Here is a 20,978-nt window from a genome sequence, read left to right on the forward strand (position 1 = left end):
ACGCTGCACCTGCAACCGGGGGCCGTCAGCCGATCCGTTCGCTGACGGCCACCGCCGCGAGCGCCTGCATCGGGCGGCGTAGCGCGGCATCGAATGGATTGGTCTGCGGGCCGATCGCCTCGGCCTGACGCCGCAGCAGTTCGACGACCATCGGCAAGCGGTCGTCACCGAGCCGCGACGCGAGCGTGCCGACGCTGAGCGCCGCCACCGCGATACCGTTGCGGTCGAGCACCGGCACCGCTACCCCCGCCATCCCGTCGAGCACACCGCTGCTGCGGCCCGCGTAGCCAAGTTGCCGTACACGCTCGATCTCCGTGCGCAGATAGACCTCGTCCAGCACACCATAGCCGCGAATGCGCGGGACATTGAAGCGAATGATTTCTTCACGTTCCGCTTCCGGCAGAAACGCGAGGATCGCGAGGCTGCCCTGGCCGACGCCAAGCGCTACACGTCCGCCGATGTCGCCGGTGAACGAGCGGATCGGGAACGGTCCTTCGCACAGGTCGACGCACACGGCGTCGAAGCCGTTCTTCGCGAGCAGGAAGATCGTGTCGCCGAGACTCGCGCACAGACGCAGCAGCGCAGGCCGGCAGAGCGTACGCAGGCCGTTCGGGTTGCCGGCCTGCGCTGCGAGCGCGAAGAAGTCGACGCTCAGGCGGTACAGCTTCGATTGCTCGTCCTGTTCGACCATCCCTTCGACGATCAGTGTCTGCAGGATGCGATGCACGGTGCCCTGCGTTAGGCCGACCGTCTTCGCAAGCCGCGTGACGCGTGCGCCGTCCTGCTGCATGCCCGCGAGTGCGCGCAGCACCGCGAACGCCCGCGCCAGCATGCCGGTGCCCGGCGTGCCGGTGGAACCCGGCGCTGGATCGTCGTGATGGGTGGTGGTTGCCATCGGCTTTCCTTCAAATTGATTCCATTCAGTGGAAGATTATCACGGGTTCGATTCGATATCAGAATACCTGCGTACGCCTTCGTTCTGGCTTGAGTTCGGAAGTATCAGGGATTACTCGCACATCTTTGGATGGAATCAATTTGATGCCTTTCGGCAAATATATTCCATTCATCGGAATTATTTTCGTTTTCATATCGTTTGATGGAATATCGAATTGACGCTGCATAATTTGGCTGGCTAGAGTCGGCTTCATCCGAGCCATCACGGACTCATCGGGTGCGCGCTCACCCAAAGGCCACGCCATGTCGTTCCTCACACTCACGGACCTGACGAAGTCGTTCGGCGATCTGCACGCGGTCGCCGACGTCAACCTGTCGGTCGAAAAAGGCGAGTTCGTGTCGCTGCTCGGACCATCGGGCTGCGGCAAGACCACGACGCTGCAGATGATCGCGGGGTTCGTCGACGTGACGCGCGGCCGTATCACGCTAGACGGCCGCGACATCACACAGATGAAGCCGAACCGGCGCGGCCTCGGCGTTGTGTTTCAGAGCTACGCGCTGTTTCCGCACATGAGCGTCGCGGAAAACGTCGGCTTCGGACTCGAGATGCGCGGCATCGACAAGGCCGAGCGCAACGAGCGGATTCGCGAGACGCTCGCGCTCGTGCGGCTCGATACGCTCGCGCATCGCTTTCCTCGTGAGTTGTCCGGCGGACAGCGGCAACGCGTAGCGATTGCCCGCGCGATCGTGATCGCACCACCCGTGCTGCTACTCGACGAACCGATGTCGAATCTCGACGCGAAGCTGCGCGAGGACATGCAGTTCGAACTGCGCGCGATCCAGCGCAAGGTCGGCACGACAACGATCATGGTCACGCACGATCAGTCCGAAGCGCTGTCGATCAGCGACCGTGTTGTCGTGATGGAAGCGGGCCGCATTACGCAGATCGATACGCCGTATCACGCGTATGAGCGCCCCGAAAATCTGTTCGTGTCGCAGTTCATCGGCAAGGCCAACATGCTGCCGGGCAAGGTGGTGAGCCGTGACGGCGAAGCGATCCGTATCGACCTCGGTCACGATCTCGCCGAGACCGGACGCACCGCGCAACTGCCGCTGCGTGAACGCGAGGTTGATGTCGGCGATGCCGTCACGCTGTGCATCCGCCCGGAGAAACTGCGGCTATGTGCACCGGGCACCGGCAGGCTGTCGGCCACCGTGACGAGCCGGTTTTTCCTCGGCAGCCAGTGGTTGTATCGCGTCGACAGCAAACTGGGCGAGGTGCTCGTGTGTTGTCAGAACGAAGGCACCGAACCGCTCGCGGAAGGCGCGCCGGTCGGCGTCGACTGGAACAGCGAAGCGATCCGCTTTATTCAGCGGGATGCGCATCATGGCTAGCGCGCTGCCTGTTACCAGCCGCGCTGCTGCAGCGCGCGCACCGTGGCACGCGTACCTGCCGCTGTGGCTGATGTGCGCGCCCGCCTTCGCGTTGTTTGCGGTGCTCGTCCTCGTGCCGCTCGCGATGACGCTTGTTCTCACCTTTTATCGCTTCGATCCGGCCAGCGGCCCGATTGCCGCATTCCAGTTCGGCAACTATGCGGAAGTGCTGACGTCGTCGTATTTCCACACGATCTTCGCGCGGACCTTCGGCATCGCCGTGTTGACCACCGCGCTATGCATCGCGATCGGCACGCCCGAAGCGTATGTGCTGTCGCGCATGCGCGACCCATGGCGTTCGCTGTTTCTGCTGGTGATTCTCGCGCCGCTGCTCGTGTCGGTGGTGGTGCGCGCGTTCGGCTGGAGCATGCTGCTCAACACCGAAGGGCTCGTCAATCATGCACTCGGTGCGTTCGGTCTTGGTCCGTACAAGCTCGAGTACACGACATTCGCGATCGTCATCGCGCTCGTTCACGTGATGTTGCCGTTCATGGTGATCCCCGTGTGGACCGCGCTGCAAAAGCTCGATCCGCAGACCGAGAACGCCGCGCTGTCGCTGATGGCGTCGCCCGCTACGACGTTGCGCCGCATCGTGCTGCCGCAACTGATGCCCGGCATCCTGTCGGGCAGCCTGATGGTGTTCGGTCTGTCGGCCAGTGCGTTTGCGATTCCGGGTCTGCTCGGCGGGCGCCGCTTGAAGGTTGCGGCGACCGCCGTCTATGACGAATTTCTCAGCTCGCTGAACTGGCCGCTCGGTGCGACGATCGCGCTGTTGCTGCTTGCCGCGAATCTCGTCGTGATGCTGACGTACTACCGTGTACTCGAACGCCGCTACGCGCGCAGTATCGGCTAGGAGCCCACGATGAGAAAGAACGGTCCACTCGCCCTCGCCTTCCATACGCTCGTCATCCTGTTCGTGCTCGCGCCGCTCGCAATCGTCGTGCTGGTTGCGTTCACACCCGATGAAACGTTGACGCTGCCCACGCACGGCTTTTCGCTGCGCTGGTTCCGCGCGATTCTCGATTATCCCGACTTCGTCAGTGCGTTCTTCAACAGCCTGAAGCTCGCGTTCGCGTCGGCGACGCTGTCGTTGCTCGTTGCGCTGCCAGCAGGGCTTGCAATTGGCCGTGCGCGTTTTCCGGGTCGCAGCTTCCTGAACGGCCTGCTGCTATCGCCGCTGGTTATTCCAGGACTCGTACTCGGTATCGCATTGCTGCGTTTTTTCGCGCTGGTTGGCGCAACCGGCTCGTTTGCGTGGCTCGTGCTCGCACACATGGTGATCATCACGCCGTTCGTGATGCGCCTCGTACTCGCGTCGGTAAGCGGACTCGATCGCAGCATCGAACACGCTGCGCAGTCACTCGGCGCCGACGCATGGACCGCTTTCCGCCGCGTCACGCTACCGATGATCCTGCCCGGCATCACCGGCGGCTGGCTGCTCGCGTTTATCAACAGCTTCGACGAGCTGACCATGTCGATCTTCGTCACGTCGCCGCAAACGGTCACGTTGCCGGTGCGCATGTACATGTACGCGATCGAATCGATCGATCCGATGATGGCATCCGTCTCGGCGCTCGTGATCTTCATTACCGCAGGCGCGATGCTGTTGCTCGATCGCGTGTACGGACTCAACCGCATTCTGATCGGTCAGCATTGATGTCTTCTTCTGATTCGCACTCGTTCGATCCTCAAGCGGCCGGCGCGCAGTTCGTCCGGCTCGCCGAAACGCAGCGCGCGTCGCTTGCGTTCGTGCTCGATGGGCGGCCGGTTGTGGCGCTCGCCGGCGATACCGTTCTCACCGCGATCCTCACGCAACAGCGCAGCGTACGCGCGAGCGAATTCAGCGGCGAACCGCGCGCGGGCTTTTGCCTGATCGGCGCGTGTCAGGACTGCTGGGTCCGTACTGAAGACGGCACACGTATCCGTGCGTGCTCGACGCAGATTGCCGAAGGTATGCGTATCGTCACACGTGCGCTGGCCGGTCTGCCTGGAGCCGATCAATGACGCACGACGACGCTCGCATCGTGATCGTCGGAGCCGGGCCGGCTGGCGTGCGCGCCGCACAGACGCTCGTCGCCGCGGGACTGTCGCCGGTGGTGATCGACGAGAACGCGCGCTGGGGCGGCCAGATCTATCGTCAGCCACCTGCAGGTGCTGCATTCGTCCGCTCAAAAGCTACGCTGTACGGCTTCGAAGCGCGCAAGGCCGATGCGCTGCATACGACGATGGCTGCTCTGCTGCCGCAACTCGACTACCGGCCGGACACGCTCGCGTGGGCTTGCGAACCTGGCTATCTCGACACGCTGCATGCAGGCCGTGAAGCACGTGTGCCGTTCTCGCACCTGATCATCGCGAGCGGTGCAACTGATCGCGTGCTGCCGGTGCCGGGCTGGACGCTGCCCGGCGTCTATACGCTCGGCGGTGCGCAGGTTGCGTTAAAAGCGCAGGGCTGCGCGATCGGCCGACGTGTCGTGCTTGCGGGTACGGGATCGCTGCTATACCTCGTTGCGTATCAATACGCAAAAGCCGGTGCGCAGATCGCCGCCGTGCTCGACACGAGCAGCTGGTCGCAACAGATCGCCGCGGCACCTCGGCTCGCACGCCTGCCATCGACTTTCGCGAAAGGGCTTTACTACGTCGGTTGGCTCAAGGCGCATGGGGTGCGGATCGAACGCGGCGTGACGATCGACGGTATTGATGGGGAACGCTTCGTCACCGGGATTACGTGGCGGCGGCAAAGCGGACGCGATGCCGTTTTACAAACGCTAGCTTGCGACGCGGTCGGGATCGGCTTCGGCCTGCGTCCCGAGACGCAGCTCGCGGATCTCGCCGGTTGCCGCTTCCACTTCGACACGCTGAATCGCTGCTGGCTGCCCGAACTCGATGACGCCGGCCGCAGTTCCGTGCGCGGTATTTATCTGGCCGGCGATGGCGCGGGCATTGCCGGCGCCGATGCAGCGGAAGCTGCGGGACGTCGCACGGCACTCGCCCTGCTCGACGATCTTGGCATCGCGCATCCGCGTATCGACGGTCAACCGGATGCCGCACAACTCGCACGCAAGCTGCAACGCATCGCTGTGTTTCGTAGCGGCATCGAGGCTGCATTCGCACCGCCCGCAGGCTGCACGTCGCACTGGCCGGACAGCATGACCGTGTGCCGCTGCGAAGAAATCGACACGGGCACATTGCGGCAATGCATTCGTGCCGGCGACGCAGTCGAGATCAACCGTCTGAAAGCGTTGACGCGCGTCGGCATGGGCCGCTGCCAGGGACGTATGTGTGGCGAAGCCGCTGCCGCACTGCTCAGCGAGGAAACCGGCTTACCGCTCGAAGCCGTCGGCCGCGTGCGCAGCCAGGCGCCGATCAAGCCGATTCCGATGTCGCCCGCGCTGTACACGGAAGGCGTAACGGCAATTCCCGAAGAGGCCCGCGATGAATGAACCGCTACACTACGACGTCGCGATTGCGGGCGGCGGACTGGTCGGCGCATCCGCGGCGCTCGCATTGGCGCAACGTGGTCTGCGCGTCGGGTTGTTCGAGCGGCGCTTTTGCGGCGCGCAGGCAAGCGGCGTCAACTACGGTGGCGTGCGCTGCCAGGGACGCCCTGCCGAACAGTTGCCGCTCGCGCTGCGCGCACGGCGCGTGTGGGACCGGCTGCCGGAACTGCTCGGCATCGATGGAGAATTTGTCGTGTCGGGGCATCTGCGACTTGCGCGTAGCGAAGCCGATTTCGCTGCACTCGAAGCGTATGCGACGCTCGCACGCGAACACGGTCTCGATCTGCAACTGATTGCCGGCGATACCTTTCGCCAGCGCTACCCATGGCTCGGCCGCGCGGCACTGGGCGGCTCGCTGTGCCCCACCGACGGTCACGCGAACCCGCGGCTCGTATCGCCCGCGTTTGCGCGCGCGGCACGCGCGGCCGGCGCGGACGTGCGCGAGCACGCCGCGCTCGACGACATCGAGTACGACGGCACGCGCTTCCAGTTGCGTGCCGGCGACCTGCATGCGAGCGCCGACTGGTTGATCAATTCGGCGGGCGCGTGGGCCAATACGATTGCCGGCCGATTCGGCGAAACGGTGCCGATGCAACCGATCTACCCGAACATGTGGGTCACCGAGCCGCTACCGCCGTTCATCACACACAACCTCGGCGTGTACGGCGGCGGTATCTACGCGCGCCAGGTTGCGCGCGGCAACTGCGTGATCGGCGGTGGTCGCGGACATGGCGATGGTGAATACGGTCAGCCTTCCACCGAAACGACGCGTGCCGTGATGCGCGACGCGTGCGCGCTGTTGCCTGCACTCCGCGATGCGCTACTGATCCGGACGTGGAGCGGCGTCGAGGGCTGCACGCTCGATCACAACCCGGTGATTAGTGCGAGCGGCACAGTACCGCGTCTCTTGCATGCGTTCGGGTTTTCCGGTGGCGGCTTTCTGCTTGCGCCGGGAGTCGGTGAAGTGCTCGCGGACCTGGTCGTCGACGGTGCGACTGCAACGCCGCTCGATGCGTTTGCGATCGGCCGCTTTGCGTCGCCCGCTATATCACCCGACGTAGTGAATATCGCAGCGCACCCCGTTCCGTCTGTCCATCGTTAATGAGGAGACCATCCATGAAACTGTCTGCTACGATCGCGGCCACTGCCGCGTTATGTCTGTGCACGGTGGCCGCGCCCGCGTGGTCGCAAAGCAAGACGCTTTACATCGGCATGAACGGCGGCCCGATGGAAAAAGCCTATACGAGTCAGGTCTTACCCGACTTCGAAAAGGCAAACAATGTGAAGGTCGTGGTGGTGCCGGGTACCTCGTCCGATGTACTCGCCAAGCTACTCGCAAATCGCAACAGCCCGCAGATCCACGTTGCGTTCCTCGACGACGGTGTGATGTCGCGCGCGGTCAGCATGGGCGTGTGCCAGAAGCTCGACGACGCGCCGGTGCTCAAGGAGTTGTATCCGTTCGCGCGCATGAAGGGCGACGTCGGCGCGGGCGTTCAGCTCGGCATGACCGGCATCGCGTACAACAAGAAACTGTTCGCCGAAAAAGGCTGGGCGCCGCCCACGTCATGGATGGACTTCGCCGATCCGAAGTACAAGGGCAAGGTGGTGTTCCAGTCGGCGTCGAGCAGCACGTTCGGGTTGCACGGCTTTCTCGCGATCAACCGTCTGCTCGGCGGTAGTGAGCAGAATGTCGAACCTGGCTTCACGAAGTGGGCGACGACAGTTGGGCCGAACGTCGTCGAGTACATTCCGAACTCGGCGAAAATTTCGGAGATGGTGCAGACCGGCGAAGCAGGACTTTTCCCGCTCACGCCGACGGCTGTCAGCGACCTGCAGGACAAAGGCATTCCAGTGGCTTACGTGAATCCGAAGGAAGGCCCGGTGTTGCTGCTCGTAGATGTCTGCGTCGTCAACCACAACCCGGACCCGCAACTCGCACAGAAGCTTGCGCAGTTCCTGCTGTCCGCACCCGCGCAAACCAAAGCTGCCGAAGCCGGCAAGCAGATCCCGACCAACCGCCTCGCGAAGATGCCCGCGCCGATGCAGCAGAGTCTCGGCAATCTCGACGATCTGGTGCGCAAGGTGACGGTGGTGGACTGGGACACGATCAACGCACATCGCGCGCAGTGGGATACGCGCTGGAATCGCGAGATTGAACGGTGAGGTTGGCGTGCGTGCAGGGTTGGGCCTGCACGCATGGTGTTGTTGCTGTGTGCTATTTATGCGCCACGGGCTTCGCGGGTCGCGTAGGCTTTCAGATGGCTGTATGCAATGCGCAGTAGCGACAACGCATCGCCGTGCTGCGCATCGCCGCCGCGCGCAATCAGATCGCCGAGAATGTGATCCGCTTCCGTCGGCGCGTGATTCTCGACATCGCGCATCATCGAGGCCGTCATCGGCGAACCTTCGGTGAACAGCACGGTGTTGGCCCGGCCTTCGAACGCGTCGCCCACCGGATGACCGTTGTGCGCAGACACGGCGCGCGCCTCGGCCAGAATTCCTTCGATCAACTTGCGACCGTCCGGTGTCGCGAGAATATCGCCCACCGACGCTCGATATAGACACGTGCTCGCTGCTAGCGAGGCGAGGAATACCCACTTTTCCCACATCTGCTGCAGGACGTTATCGGCGGGCCTCGCATCGAAGCCCGCGCCTTCCAGTTGCGCGGCGATCGCGCGTACGCGTTCGCTCGAACCGCCTGCGAGTTCGCCGAATGACATTGCGTGCATGTCGTTCAGATGCACGATTTCGCGTGCGGCGTTCAGCGTCGCGGCAATCACACACTGACCGCCGAGCACACGCTCCGCACTGAATTTTTGCGTGAGTACATCGATGTGGCGCATGCCGTTTAGCAGCGGCAAGATGGCCGTGTTAGGTCCGACAGCCGGTGCAAACGATGCAATTGCGTCATCGAGGTGGTACGCCTTGCAGCTAAGCAATACGACGTCGAACGGCCCGGTAATGCCGTCGGCAAGAACCGTCTTCACGTCACGCGGCGTCGCATCGCCGTGCGGACTGCGGATCACGAGACCCGCATCCTTCAGTTGCGCGGCGCGCGCGGGCCGCACGAGAAACGTCACATCGCGCCCCGCCTGCACAAGACGTCCGCCGAAATAACCGCCGACTGCTCCCGCTCCTACCACGAGAATCCGCATTGCCCTACCCTCCAATCTGACCGGTCAACGGCACGACGCCCCTTGCGTGTGTCGCGAGTAGGGCGACTGTAGCAAGGATTAGGGATTCGCATTGGCAGCCTTCCGGCACTCACCATCGGTCCACCAGGTACGAACCCAGTTTATAGAGCAACCACACCGACCCTGAGGCGCTCCGGCGCCCTCGGTCCCGATAGACCATGCGCAATCCACATGAGTACTACTGCACGTAGGGATGTCGCAGTAACGATGATTCGGGTTCAATTGCTTCAACGCCAGCTTCTCACCTCGGCCAATATCGGCTCACACGTCATCGGCATGCAGCACCCTCACGGAATGCATACCGACGCCTAACGCAAAGCCTGCAAAATCATCTGCCGCGAGTGGGTAAACAAAACATAATGAAAGGAAAATGCAGAGATAGCACAATTGACGGTATATTTTTAGCACATTTGCATTTCCCTGTGCCAAACAACTCTTGCACAGGGATTTCCCGTGTGATAATTTTTTAAAAAATGCACTCCAATAATATTTATACCACCAACTATATTACCGGGGAAATCTGCAATGACAATTCCGCTGCGAGTTAGATAAGTGGTTTTATATTTGATACCATACTCGACCCGCAGGTCGGCGAGTTCGGCATAAATTATACCCTGAGTCCGGATGACGAAGCGTTACCACCGGTATTTCAGGCACCGCCAGACAATCTAGATCGGATTGAGTTCGTGGTTGTAGACAGGCAGATAAAACAGGGGCGCCTTGTGATCGATCAGCCAGCGTTCGCGCGTAGCCTCATCAAGGCCGCGATGAATACCGAAGTTGATCAGATCGACAACGTACCTCTTGGCGCTCCGGCAGATGGATTCTGCCCGAGCTAACGAATCTCAAGACGACTCACCAGAAAGACTTAATCCACTTTTCCGAAACACTTGAGAAGAATCTGCAAGATCCGCGACAGCCTTGTAGATGTAGTTGCCTCTTTGTCGCAAACATTATATCGGGAACCAGAAATGCGCGAATTGACTGTTGACCAAATCAATATGGTGGCGGGTGGAGCTTTTTGGGAGGATGTAACGGAGATTTTCGGATCAGCAGCGGGTGGTACCGCCGGTGGATTCGAAGGTGCCGAAGAAGGAGCTACGATTGGGTTGGGCGTAGGCGGGCCGGTCGGAGCGATTATCGGTGCGGGCGCAGGTGGAGTGCTTGGCTATTTGGCGGGAAAGGCCGTTGTTATTGCTGCAAGAGGTCACTAATAATTTAGCGAGTGAGAAATGCCCGGCTATATGCCGGGCAATTGACATGAGAGGCATATGTGAAATTGAAAAATGGAATTCAACGTTCTTCATTTAATGAGCAACTTAAAGATAAATGGAGAACGGTATTCTATATAGCTACGGCAATTATCGTTATGATCGGCTCTCTTTTTGCATGGTGGTTCGGCGAAGACACCGCTCCCATGATATTTATCGGGGGAATTTGCGGATTGATTGGACATTGGATAGCAACCACTGTTTCATCTTTGAAACTTCCAAAATCAAAAAGAATCATCATTATTGATTATCTTGAGACTCATCGTTATGATCGAATGTCGAATGGTGTGAAGTATGTCCCAAAAATACACAGATTATTACGATTCGATTCACAAGATGTGCACCTCTATTTCTCGGGAAACGATGAATTAGAAATTCGTGGCGCGTATTATGTCTTAAAGAAGATTAATCAAGTGTGCTCAGCCTGAATGTTCATAAGAGGCGAGTCTTGAACTCTCGGTTTCATTGAGTTCAACAATGCGCTTCTTGCTTCGGAATTGAAATATTTTGTGTGAAAATGCCTCAACAATCAACACTCTTCCGCACAGAAGCAGAAGATGAACAGAGAATCCGGATTTTCGGTGAGATTATCCTGATTCGTCCACTGTCCTTCACGGTTCTCACGGCAATCGCCCTGCCTATGGCGATTTGCGTCATCCTGTTTTTCGTTTTCGGCACTTATACCCGCCGAATATCAGTCGAAGGCGTCGTCACACCCGACGAGGGGATGGTCAAGATGTACCCGCGACAGGCAGGCGTGGTGCTGAAACTGAACGTGTCCGAAGGACAGTCAGTTGATGCCGGCGAGTCGCTGTACACGATCTCGACTGACCTGCGAAGCACGGCGGAGGGTGACACACAGGCCGCGCTCATCCAGGGGGCACTGCAACGCAAGGAGTCTCTACAGCAGGAAATCGACAAGACCCGCATCTTGCAGGCCGACGAGCGCGCTACATTGCAGTCAAAAATCATCAGTCTGCGTGCCGAGCTTGTGGGCGTTGAGAGCCAACTGGTTGCGCAGCGCACACGCACATCCCTTGCCGCAGATGCAACCACCCGCTACGAGAATCTGCTTTCCAAAGATTACATTTCGAAGGATCAGGCACAGCAGCGCGAGGCAGATCTCCTTGATCAGCAATCAAAGCTCGAAAGTCTGGAGCGCGACCGTACAGGTTTGATGCAATCATTGCAGGAGGCAAACAGTAACCTTGCTGAGTCGACGCTTCAGCATCAGAACCAGATCGCGCAGATGCAGCGTGAAGTCATCGGTGTTGACCAGAACGTGATCGAGAGCGAGGCAAAGCGCGAGTTTGTCGTTTCCGCGCCGGAGGCAGGCACGGTTACCGCCGTGATAGCGCAGCCTGGGCAGACCGTGGACACCACGCAGCCAGTCGTAAGCATCGTGCCTGAAAGTGCGCACTGGCGGGCGTATCTGTTTGTACCGAGTGCAGCTATCGGTTTTGTGCGCGTGGGCGACCCCGTGTTGCTCCGCTATCAGGCATTCCCGTATCAGAAGTTTGGACAATATCGGGCGAACATAGTCGCCATCGCGCGAACCGCGCTGTCTACCGCCGAACTTGGAACCAGTGGCATCCAGAGTGCCGGTGACCGCACCTACTACCGGATCACCGTTGCACTGAAATCGCAGACAGTGACCGCCTACGGCAAACCCCAACCGCTGGAGGCAGGCATGACACTTCAGGCGGATATCCTGCAGGAACGTCGTCGCCTCTACGAATGGGTGCTTGAGCCGCTTTACAGCATGACCGGTAAACTCTAATCCCACTTCGACTCATGTCCCTTCTGGATCGTCTTTCCTTCGGCATCGGCAGCAGATTGCCGGTCATCCTGCAAACCGAAGCTGCGGAATGTGGGCTCGCCTGCCTCGCGATGATCGCGGGTTATTACGGCCATCACGTCGACATTGCGACACTGCGCGGCCAGTTCCCACTCTCTCTCAAAGGCGCGTCGCTCAATCGCGTTATCGAAATTTCCAGGCGTCTTGAACTCGGCACCCGCGCACTCAGGCTTGATCTCAACGACCTGAATCAGTTGCGTCTGCCATGCATCCTGCACTGGAACTTCAATCATTTTGTCGTGCTGCGCGAAATCACCAGTCGCGGCGCGCTGATTCATGATCCGGCACGAGGCGAATGCAGTCTGACGTTCGAAGAAGCGTCGCGCTCGTTTACCGGCGTCGCACTTGAAGTGTGGCCCACGGGCAGTTTCAAGCCACGTGAAGCGAACCCGGCTGTCAGGTTGAGAACACTGATTGGACCGGTTGCAGGGTTGTACCGCTCACTCGGACAGGTCCTGCTGCTCGCACTGGCGCTTGAGGTGTTCTCGCTTGCGTCGCCGTTTTTCCTGCAATGGGTGATCGATGACGCTATCGTCGCAGCAGATCGCGATCTGTTGGCTTTACTGGCCTTGGGGTTTGGCCTGTTGCTGTTGATGCAGCAGGTTACGAGCGCGGTGCGGACGTGGGCCTTGATTTACTTCGGCACAACGTTAAACGTGCAATGGCGCGCGAACATGTTTACGCATCTCCTGAGCCTTCCAGTTCAATATTTTGAACGGCGGCACCTGGGCGACGTCGTTTCGCGTTTCGGCTCAATCGATACAATCCAGCAGACCCTTACCACGTCGTTTTTGACAGCGATCATTGACGGTGTGATGACGATAGTCACTCTAGCCATGATGTTCGTCTACAGTCCCATCCTGGGCGTGATCGCACTTGGCACGATGCTTCTCTATGGTCTGTTGAGATGGGCCTTGTATTCGCCGTTGCGTCAGGCTACGGGCAAACAGATCGTGCATGCCGCGAAGCAACAGACCAATTTCCTGGAGACGGTTCGCGGGGTCAAGACGATCAAGCTGTTTAACCGTCAGAACGAGCGACGTGCGGGATGGCTCACACTGCTGGTCGAACAGATCAATGCAGGGCTGCGTGTGCAAAAACTGCAACTGGTCTTTCAGCAAGTGAATGGCTTGTTGTTCGGAATCGAAGGTATCTGCATCATCTGGTTAGGCGCGAGACTTGTACTCGACGGTCATTTCACCGTCGGCGCGCTCATGGCATTCAATGCATACAAGATGCAGTTTGACGGTCGCGTGAGTAGCCTGATCGACCGGTTTTTCGAAGTCAAGATGCTGCAACTCCAGGGCGAGCGCCTGGCAGATATTGCGTTTGCACAACCTGAACCCGATATGCCCATTCGTCACGTGCCGGGAGAAGGGGACAACCTTGACTCAAGCATCGAGGCCCACAACCTTACGTTCCAGTATGCTGAAGGCGAGCCGTTCGTTCTGAACGGCGTTTCATTTCGTATCGAACCGGGCGAATCGGTCGCCATCGTCGGGCCGTCAGGATGCGGCAAGACCACACTCATCAATGTGCTACTCGGAATTTTCGGCCCGACTGCCGGCACGGTGCGCATAGGTGGTATTGAGGTTGATCGACTTGGCATCGAGCGGCTGCGTTCGCTTGTCGGTACGGTCCTGCAAGACGACGTGCTGTTCGCCGGATCGATCTCCGACAACATCTGTTTTTTCGATCCACAGGCTGATTCCCATTGGATCGCCGAATGTGCGCAACTCGCTGCCATACATTCCGACATCGTCGCGATGCCGATGGGCTACAACACACTGGTCGGCGACATGGGTACGGTTCTGTCGGGCGGCCAAAAGCAACGGGTATTGCTTGCGCGGGCTCTCTACAAGCGGCCAAAAATTCTCGTCCTGGACGAGGCCACAAGTCACCTGGACATCCAGCGTGAGCAGCAGGTCAACGCTGCCGTGAGTTCGTTGCAGATGACTCGCCTGATCGTCGCACACCGCCCGGAAACGATCGCTTCCGCGTCACGGGTCATTGTCCTAGATGCGGGCAAGGTGGCTTGCGATCAACCAACGTCGGTACTTGCCTCAATGGCACCCGGCGCGGATGTCGCAGTGTCCGGGCGGTAAGGTTCATGTCGACTCGCCTCCTTCTCACCTCTGGCGTGGTGTTTCTATTTCTTGCGCAGACCGCGAGTGCCCAGTGGGTAGACATTTACGGAACAAAGCAGACCGTTTCAGGTTCTCCCGCCGGCCCCCTCCTGATGAACGAATCGTGTCTTCCCGAAACGACGGATCGTGCGCTAGGCCTGCAGGACGTTCTGCTGCAAGCGATCTGCGTGAACCCACAAGCGAGACAGGCATGGGCAGACGTACGCGCACAGGCAGCAGCTGTGGGTGTCAGTGAAGCGGCCTATCTGCCAACGCTTGACGCGACGGCAGGCGTCGAGCGTGACACACTGGCGACGACTTACAACGCGAGTGCTATTGGCGCTGGTTCGATTTCTTCGTCGCAGAACTCATCGAGCCGGTACGGGACTTTGAACTTCGGTTGGGTTCTGTTCGATTTTGGAAAACGGAATGCGGATCTTCGCCAGGCGCGGCAACTGCTGGCCGCCGCAAACGCGACACAGGACGATGTGCTCCAGACCATATTCTTTAGCGCCGCGCAGGCCTATTACGACCTGAGCGACGCGCAAACATCACTTGAGGCCGCACGAGCAACAGAGGGCATCGCACACGACAGCCTCGTCGATGCAACCGAAAAGCACAACGGCGGTGTTGGCGCTTTGAGCGATCAGCTGCAGGCCGAGACAACCTACCGGCGCGCCGTGCTCGACCGCGTGAGCGCCGAAGGGGACGTGTCAAGCGCGACCGGAACGCTTGCGAGCGTGATGGGACTCGACGCGAATACGCCAGTGAAGATCAGTGCAGCACAGTCAGAGCCCGACAACCCGGCATTCGCGCAAGACGTGAATCTATTGATTGATGAGGCGAAATCGCAGCATCCGAAACTGGTTGCAGCCCGCGCCCGACTGGAGGCTGCACGTGCAAACGTTGACTCCGTGCGCGCCGAAGGCAGACCCACTGTCTCACTGGTCGGCGACCTCACCCAGAACAACCCGTCCTACCAGCAGCAACCTGAACAGTTTCCGATCACGGGTAGCCGGGGAAGCACAATTGGTATCCAGTTGAAGATCCCCCTCTTTGAAGGCTTTGCATCTGGCTATCGGGTCGAACAGGCAGAGCGCCAGGCTGATGCCGAAGAGGCGAGCCTGCAAAACACGAAATTGCAGGTGTCGCTTAACGTATGGAAAAGCTACGAAGATCTACTAACCGGTACGACAAACCTTGGAATTTCGAAGGATCTGCTTGCCGCTGCTGAGCGCTCGCTTGAAATCACACGCGGGCGATACCGGGAGGGCGTCGGTACATTCACGGAACTACTGAATTCCCAGGCGGCGTTGACCGATGCACGCAAGCAACGCGTGCTTGCGATTTCGAAGTGGCGCACCTCCCGGCTAAGACTGGCTTTAAGCCTCGGGAACCTTGGATTCTGGTCTCGTTAGGAGCAGCGCCCGCATTCACGGCTAGCACCCAGCTCGTTTTACACCGGGCGGATTCGCGTCGTGAACCGATCCAAACGATAGCGCTAGCCCGTTGCGATCGCGTAGCGCGTATCCAGAACGAATACGCCTCGTGCTGCATGCTCGGCGACATAGAGAAATACCTCTTTTACAGTTCCGCAAGCATCCCGATCACATCGTCATAACGCAGCGCTCCGCTATTGATATTCACCTCGCGCCGATACACGATCTGCCGTTCGTGAAATTCGCAGATCACCGTATCGCGGAAGGCGGTCTCGGCGAAAATCCATGTCATCTGCAGGCGCGAGCGGTCGAGCCAGCATGCGCGCGCAACGACCGGGCTGCCGACAAGGCGGTAGCTGTGATGTAAATCCTGCCCGGGCATCTGGTTGCCGCTCTCGATCCACCGGTCCATGCCCGCCACGATGACATGCTCGCCGTCCGCATCGGTCAGGCTAAATCTGCACTCCGTCGCGTCGAGGTCGAGTTGCAGCTCGCGAATGCCTTGTGCGTTCGGTTGCATCGTGAACCGTCTGGTACCAACCTTCGATGGTTCGTCAGTGTGATCGTCCGCCGCGCCGCGCGCATGCAAATAAGGCAGCTTCCATGCCACCGGAGCGTCTTCCCTTTGCCACTCGGCGAGCTTCGCAGAGAGTCTTGCATCGGCGGCAGTGGCGGCGCTGCCTGCCGCATCGACGGGCAACGCAGCACCGAATGCTGCAGGAAAGTGCCGCCAGATATGCGGCAGCAGCTTCGAGCTTCCCTTGATAGCACCCGTCACCGCCAGTACCGCATTCTGTTCGGGAAACACGGTCACCATCTGAACGAACACACCGATCGCGCTATATGTGCGGTTCTCGTGCACCCACCAGTGGTAACCGTATCGCCCCGAAACGTCATGCGCGCGAGTCGCCGCGCTCACCCACGATTCCGGCAACACACGTTTACCTTCCCACATGCCGTTCTGCAGATGGAGAATGCCGAGCTTGAGCAGGTCGACCGTTTTGGTGCTGAGCCCATTGCCACCGGGATTGATATTGTCCGTGCCGATATCCCACGCTTCGCCGTCGATCCCGAGCGGTTCGAAGAGCCTCGGCTTCAGGTAATCGTGCAACGTTTCGCCAGTCTTGCGGCTCAGGATCGCCGACAACATGTAGCTGGCCGCGCTCGTGTACAGAAACACTTCACCCGGGCGCTCGACGACCGGGATCTTCAGAAACTCCGCAATCCAGCTCGTTTCGAGTGTGCGCCATGCGGCACCCGAGGTTTCGCTCGCGTGGCCGACGCGCATCGTCAGAAGATCTTCGACCGTCATCGCGGCCAGACCGTCGCTCACTACATCAGGCAACATCTCGGGGAAGAACGATACGACCTTGTCGTCGAGCCGGAATCGTCCTTCATCGAGCGCCAGACCGATTGCACATGCAGTAAAACTCTTCGCGACCGAATGCAGGTTGCGCAATCTGTCTGCCCGATACGGCCAGCGCCAGGCTTCGGCCACGACATGACCGTTGCGATACAGCATCAGCGAATGCAGATCGAGCTGCGCAGCCTCGACGTCGTTCAGAAACGCAATCACCGCGTCGACATCCACCCCCGCCTCCGACGGCTGGGCACGCGTCAAGCCATCGGATTTGATGTCGCGATCGGCGGAGGGGTCTGACATGGTCTCTAAACCTGGTGTGAGTGGAAAAATAAAGCGCGCGTTATGCCGTCAATCGAACGAATCGCGGCTCAGCGACAACTTCGGCAGCGGCGACAAACTGATAGAGATTCTTCGGGTCCGCAGGCTTAGGTATCAGATCGATCTGTCGACCGATATCGCGCGCATCGGCGACGTCGCGCAAATAGCGCAGCGCCGAAAAATCTTCGAGCGCGAAGCCAACCGAATCGAACACAGTGACCTGCGCCGCATGTTCGCGACCAGCCAGCTCGCCGGACAGCACACGCCATAACTCGACCACCGGAAAATCTGCCGGCAGTTGCTGAATATCGCCTTCGATCCTGGTCTGCGGTTCGAACTCCACGATCACGCGCGCGCCCTTCAGCACGTCCGCATGCAGCTCCGTCTTGCCGGGGCAGTCGCCGCCAACGGCGTTGATATGCATGCCCGGTTCGATCATCTGCGGTGTCAGGATCGTTGCGTTGGCTTTGTCGGCGGTGGCGGTCGTCACGATGTCGGCGCCGCGCACCGCTTCTGCCGCATTTGCCGACCTGACGATCCGCAGCCCCTTGAAACCGGACAGATTGCGGATCAGTTTGTCGGTGGCGGCGGGATCGATATCGAACACGCGAACCTCATCGATACCGAGCATCGCACGAAACGCCAGCACCTGGAACTCGCTTTGCGCGCCGTTGCCGATTAACGCCATCGATCGCGCATCCGGTCGTGCCAGCACCTTCGCCACGAGCGCGGACGTCGCGGCTGTGCGCAACGCGGTCATGATCGTGAATTCGCTGAGCAACACCGGAAAGCCCGAATCGACTTCCGCGAGCACGCCGAACGCCATCACGGTCAGCATATTGACGTGGGTGTTCTTCGGGTGCCCGTTCACATACTTGAAGCCGTATAGCGTGCGATCCGATGTCGGCATCAGCTCGATCACGCCGCCGGGCACATGATTGGCGACTCGCGCCGACTTCTCGAACTCGTTCCAGCGCAGATAGTCCGCGCGAATGTAGTCGGCCATCGTCGTGATGAACGCCTCGGCGCCAATCGACGTGACCAGCTTGCGGACATCGCTTACATCGATATATCGGGTCATTTTCCTGGGGCTCGCAAACGCAATGAATGCCCGCTATGTTAGGTGCTCGCCTGGACGGCCGGAAGCGCGCTCGCGGCTATCGCGATCGGAGAATCAGATCACTGCAGCGCATAGCCGCTCACGCATCGCTACTTCGCGCCACACCGTGCTGCAGACGCGCATACGAAATCAGCATGCTCGACAGTTCGTGCGCGACCAGCGTCAGCGGCGACGTACTGCGGCGTATCAAGCTCACGTCGCGCCGGCTAAAAGTCTCGCGGATCGGAATTCTGATCAGCGAACCTGAAAACAGCTTGTAGCTCGCAAGCACGCCAGGGTCCATCGTCAGATAGTCGGTCTCGCACACGAGAAACAGCGACTCCAGCAGGGTTTCAGCGGTAATCACGATCTTGGGCCCTTCGATGCCGTGTGCAGCGAACATGCCTACCAGGCGATTCGCTGCAATCCCGACGATGCCTTCCCGCCTGAAACCGACCCATTCGCAATCGGCCAGCTCGGCAATCGACGTCGCGTGCGCCTTTGGATGCCCCGCGCGCGCGAGCACCGCGGGCGCCGATGGATACAACCGGTCGATATGCAGATCCGCATCGACCACCTGCGGCGACAACGGACACAGCGCGAAATCGAGCCGGCCGTTGCGAATCCGTTCCATCAGCATCTGCGCCGAGCCGCTCGATACATGCACGAGCACACGCGGAAACGCCGCCATGAAGTTTTTCAGCACCGGTACGAGCAATTCGGCGAGCGGCTCGGAAGTCACGCCGAGCGAAATCCGCCCAACCGGTTCGCCCTCCAGCTCGCGCATGTCGAGATCGATGCGCTCGCAATCCTTGAGAATCGCCGAGGCCCTGACGAGCAGCTTCTCGCCGAACGGCGTGAGGCTGATGCCGAGATGCGAACGCGTCAGCAGCGTCACGGCGAGTTCCGCTTCGAGACTCTGGATCGCATGGGTCAACGCGCTCTGCGCGATATCGAGTGAACGCGCAGCCGCGCGAAAACTGCCCTGTTCGACGACTGAGCAAAACGCTCTGAGCTGACTCAATGTCATGAGGTTTCCTTGACGACCCGTAACGACCCCCGCCACGCGTAACAGGTCTTCTACACGCTGCAAATACGGGTCTCTATTGTGATCTTTCCATTCGATCGCGATGCCATGGATCGAACTTCCTGGACCAAAAATGACCGCTTAGCCTTCGATTCAGCTTGCGCCTTTCGCGCAGGTTTCATACCGCAGTCGCATCCGGCTTTGCCGAGGATAATATGATGAAAAAGACCATTCCAACGCTCACTGCATTCGCCGCACTCTCCACCTTGTCAGGCATCGCGCATGCCCAGAGCAGCGTCACCCTCTACGGACTCATCGACACCGGCCTCGAGTACAACTCGAACTCGAAAGGCGCGCGTCAATACTCCGCTGCGTCCGGCAACCTGCAAGGCGACCGTTGGGGCATGCGCGGTTCCGAAGATCTCGGTGGCGGACTCACAGCCATCTTTCGTCTCGAAGGCGGCTTCAACGTCGACAACGGCACACTCGGCCAGGGCGGCGCCCTGTTCGGACGCAAAGCGTATGTCGGCCTCGCAGGCCCGTACGGCACGGTAACCCTAGGCCGTCAGTACGATCCGCTTGGCGACTATGTCGGCGGTTTCGAATCGGCAAACGACGAAACACTCGTCACCGCTACCGAATGGGGCAGCATCTATGGCGCCCACCCTGGCGACATGGACAATCTCGACAACTCCTATCGCATCAACAATGCAGTCAAGTACGCGAGCCAGAACTATGGCGGCTTCACGTTCGGCGGCCTCTACAGCTTTGGCGGTAAAGCCGGTGAGGTCACGCAAAACCAGTTGTACGGCTTCGGTGCCGGTTACCGCAACGGCCCGCTCGCACTCGGCGTCGCCTACGAAAAAGCCAAAGACCCGAACTACTCGGTGTTCGGCACGAATCCGAACGCGAATACCTCGGCATCGACCAGCGCACTGAACATGTCGAGCCCGGTGTACAGCGGCTTCGCGTCGGCAGGCGCATGGCAGGTGATCAGCGCGGGCGCCGCCTACAAGATCGGCAATGCGACGATCGGCGGTGTTTACAGCAACGTCGCGTTCCAGAATCTCGGCAGCGAAGCAGGTGCCGGACTGAACCCCAGCCATCTGCACGGTACCGCCAGTTTCAATCTCGGCGAGCTGAACTTTACCTACCTCGTCACCCCGGCGCTGCAACTCGGTGCCGCTTATACCTATACGCGCGGCAGTTCGGTTGGCAGCATCTCCGGCGCGACTTATAACCAGATCAACCTGGGCGCGAACTACCTGCTCTCCACACGCACCGATCTCTATCTCGTCGGTATCTACGAACACGCCAGCGGCGAGGACTCGACCGGCAAGAAGGCCGTCGCCGCAATCGCCAACCTGTCGAGTTCGTCGAGCAATTCGCAGACTGCTGTGGTGGTCGGTATCCGGCACAAGTTCTGACAACGTCGGGCGCTACCGCACTACTTTGAAG

Annotated in this window: 18 protein-coding genes; 13 read left to right on the forward strand and 5 right to left on the reverse strand. The window is 59.8% G+C overall.

All coding sequences use genetic code 11. From position 1 onward, the window contains the following. Nucleotides 1–25 precede the first annotated feature (25 nt). The gene (locus FNZ07_RS03040) at nt 26–895 is read right to left on the reverse strand and encodes an IclR family transcriptional regulator (protein ID WP_091008290.1); all 870 of its coding nucleotides are present in this window, start codon (nt 893–895) and stop codon (nt 26–28) included. Nucleotides 896–1,197: 302 nt separating this feature from the next. Between FNZ07_RS03040 and FNZ07_RS03045 the strand changes: the two genes are divergently transcribed. From FNZ07_RS03045 to FNZ07_RS03075, 7 genes are read left to right on the forward strand one after another with little or no spacing between them, the layout of a single operon-like run. Continuing rightward, a complete protein-coding gene (locus tag FNZ07_RS03045; RefSeq protein ID WP_091008291.1) occupies nt 1,198–2,289 on the forward strand; it encodes an ABC transporter ATP-binding protein in 1,092 nt (363 codons plus the stop codon). Continuing rightward, nucleotides 2,282–3,181 carry an ABC transporter permease gene (locus FNZ07_RS03050; protein WP_091008939.1) on the forward strand — a complete coding sequence of 300 codons (900 nt, stop codon included), beginning with the start codon at nt 2,282–2,284 and terminating at the stop codon, nt 3,179–3,181. The genes FNZ07_RS03045 and FNZ07_RS03050 overlap by 8 nt, the downstream gene beginning before the upstream one ends. Before the next feature lie 9 nt (nt 3,182–3,190). Continuing rightward, nucleotides 3,191–3,985, forward strand: a complete 795-nt coding sequence (locus FNZ07_RS03055) for an ABC transporter permease (RefSeq protein WP_091008294.1) — start codon at nt 3,191–3,193, stop codon at nt 3,983–3,985. Continuing rightward, nucleotides 3,985–4,332: a (2Fe-2S)-binding protein gene (locus tag FNZ07_RS03060; protein WP_091008297.1), complete on the forward strand. Its 348-nt coding sequence runs from the start codon at nt 3,985–3,987 to the stop codon at nt 4,330–4,332. Before FNZ07_RS03055 ends, FNZ07_RS03060 begins: the two co-directional genes overlap by 1 nt. Next, nucleotides 4,329–5,768 carry an FAD/NAD(P)-dependent oxidoreductase gene (locus FNZ07_RS03065; protein WP_091008300.1) on the forward strand — a complete coding sequence of 480 codons (1,440 nt, stop codon included), beginning with the start codon at nt 4,329–4,331 and terminating at the stop codon, nt 5,766–5,768. The genes FNZ07_RS03060 and FNZ07_RS03065 overlap by 4 nt, the downstream gene beginning before the upstream one ends. After that, nucleotides 5,761–6,927: an NAD(P)/FAD-dependent oxidoreductase gene (locus tag FNZ07_RS03070; RefSeq protein WP_091008303.1), complete on the forward strand. Its 1,167-nt coding sequence runs from the start codon at nt 5,761–5,763 to the stop codon at nt 6,925–6,927. The genes FNZ07_RS03065 and FNZ07_RS03070 overlap by 8 nt, the downstream gene beginning before the upstream one ends. Before the next feature lie 14 nt (nt 6,928–6,941). Beyond that, nucleotides 6,942–7,988, forward strand: a complete 1,047-nt coding sequence (locus FNZ07_RS03075) for an ABC transporter substrate-binding protein (RefSeq protein ID WP_091008305.1) — start codon at nt 6,942–6,944, stop codon at nt 7,986–7,988. Nucleotides 7,989–8,044: 56 nt separating this feature from the next. On the opposite strand, the gene panE is transcribed toward FNZ07_RS03075, so the two are convergent. Further along, nucleotides 8,045–8,980, reverse strand: coding sequence for a 2-dehydropantoate 2-reductase (gene panE / locus FNZ07_RS03080; protein ID WP_091008307.1), 936 nt, complete (start codon nt 8,978–8,980; stop codon nt 8,045–8,047). Between the two features lie 1,010 nt (nt 8,981–9,990). Between panE and FNZ07_RS03085 the strand changes: the two genes are divergently transcribed. The 5 genes from FNZ07_RS03085 to FNZ07_RS03105 all read left to right on the forward strand — a co-directional run bounded on the left by FNZ07_RS03085 (nt 9,991) and on the right by FNZ07_RS03105 (nt 15,692). Continuing rightward, the gene (locus tag FNZ07_RS03085) at nt 9,991–10,233 is read left to right on the forward strand and encodes a hypothetical protein (RefSeq protein ID WP_091008309.1); all 243 of its coding nucleotides are present in this window, start codon (nt 9,991–9,993) and stop codon (nt 10,231–10,233) included. A 59-nt stretch (nt 10,234–10,292) separates the two neighbouring features. Further along, nucleotides 10,293–10,718, forward strand: coding sequence for a hypothetical protein (locus FNZ07_RS03090; protein ID WP_143098020.1), 426 nt, complete (start codon nt 10,293–10,295; stop codon nt 10,716–10,718). A gap of 89 nt (nt 10,719–10,807) precedes the next feature. Further along, entirely contained in the window at nt 10,808–12,070 is a 1,263-nt protein-coding gene (locus FNZ07_RS03095; protein ID WP_091008311.1) for an HlyD family secretion protein, read from the forward strand. A gap of 14 nt (nt 12,071–12,084) precedes the next feature. After that, nucleotides 12,085–14,253 carry a peptidase domain-containing ABC transporter gene (locus tag FNZ07_RS03100; protein ID WP_091008314.1) on the forward strand — a complete coding sequence of 723 codons (2,169 nt, stop codon included), beginning with the start codon at nt 12,085–12,087 and terminating at the stop codon, nt 14,251–14,253. A gap of 5 nt (nt 14,254–14,258) precedes the next feature. Continuing rightward, on the forward strand, nt 14,259–15,692 hold the full coding sequence (locus tag FNZ07_RS03105) for a TolC family protein (protein WP_091008317.1): 1,434 nt from the start codon (nt 14,259–14,261) through the stop codon (nt 15,690–15,692). 166 nt (nt 15,693–15,858) lie between these two features. Here the strand turns inward: FNZ07_RS03105 and FNZ07_RS03110 are convergent, their stop codons facing one another. The 3 genes from FNZ07_RS03110 to FNZ07_RS03120 form a co-directional block, all read right to left on the reverse strand. Next, nucleotides 15,859–17,376, reverse strand: a complete 1,518-nt coding sequence (locus FNZ07_RS03110) for a serine hydrolase domain-containing protein (RefSeq protein WP_091008320.1) — start codon at nt 17,374–17,376, stop codon at nt 15,859–15,861. A gap of 40 nt (nt 17,377–17,416) precedes the next feature. Then, entirely contained in the window at nt 17,417–18,475 is a 1,059-nt protein-coding gene (locus FNZ07_RS03115) for an ornithine cyclodeaminase (RefSeq protein ID WP_091008323.1), read from the reverse strand. A gap of 118 nt (nt 18,476–18,593) precedes the next feature. Next, entirely contained in the window at nt 18,594–19,523 is a 930-nt protein-coding gene (locus FNZ07_RS03120; protein WP_091008325.1) for a LysR substrate-binding domain-containing protein, read from the reverse strand. 215 nt (nt 19,524–19,738) lie between these two features. Between FNZ07_RS03120 and FNZ07_RS03125 the strand changes: the two genes are divergently transcribed. Then, a complete protein-coding gene (locus tag FNZ07_RS03125) occupies nt 19,739–20,947 on the forward strand; it encodes a porin (RefSeq protein ID WP_091008329.1) in 1,209 nt (402 codons plus the stop codon). Nucleotides 20,948–20,978 lie beyond the last annotated feature (31 nt).

Source organism: Paraburkholderia megapolitana (assembly GCF_007556815.1).
GTDB classification, from domain to species: domain Bacteria; phylum Pseudomonadota; class Gammaproteobacteria; order Burkholderiales; family Burkholderiaceae; genus Paraburkholderia; species Paraburkholderia megapolitana.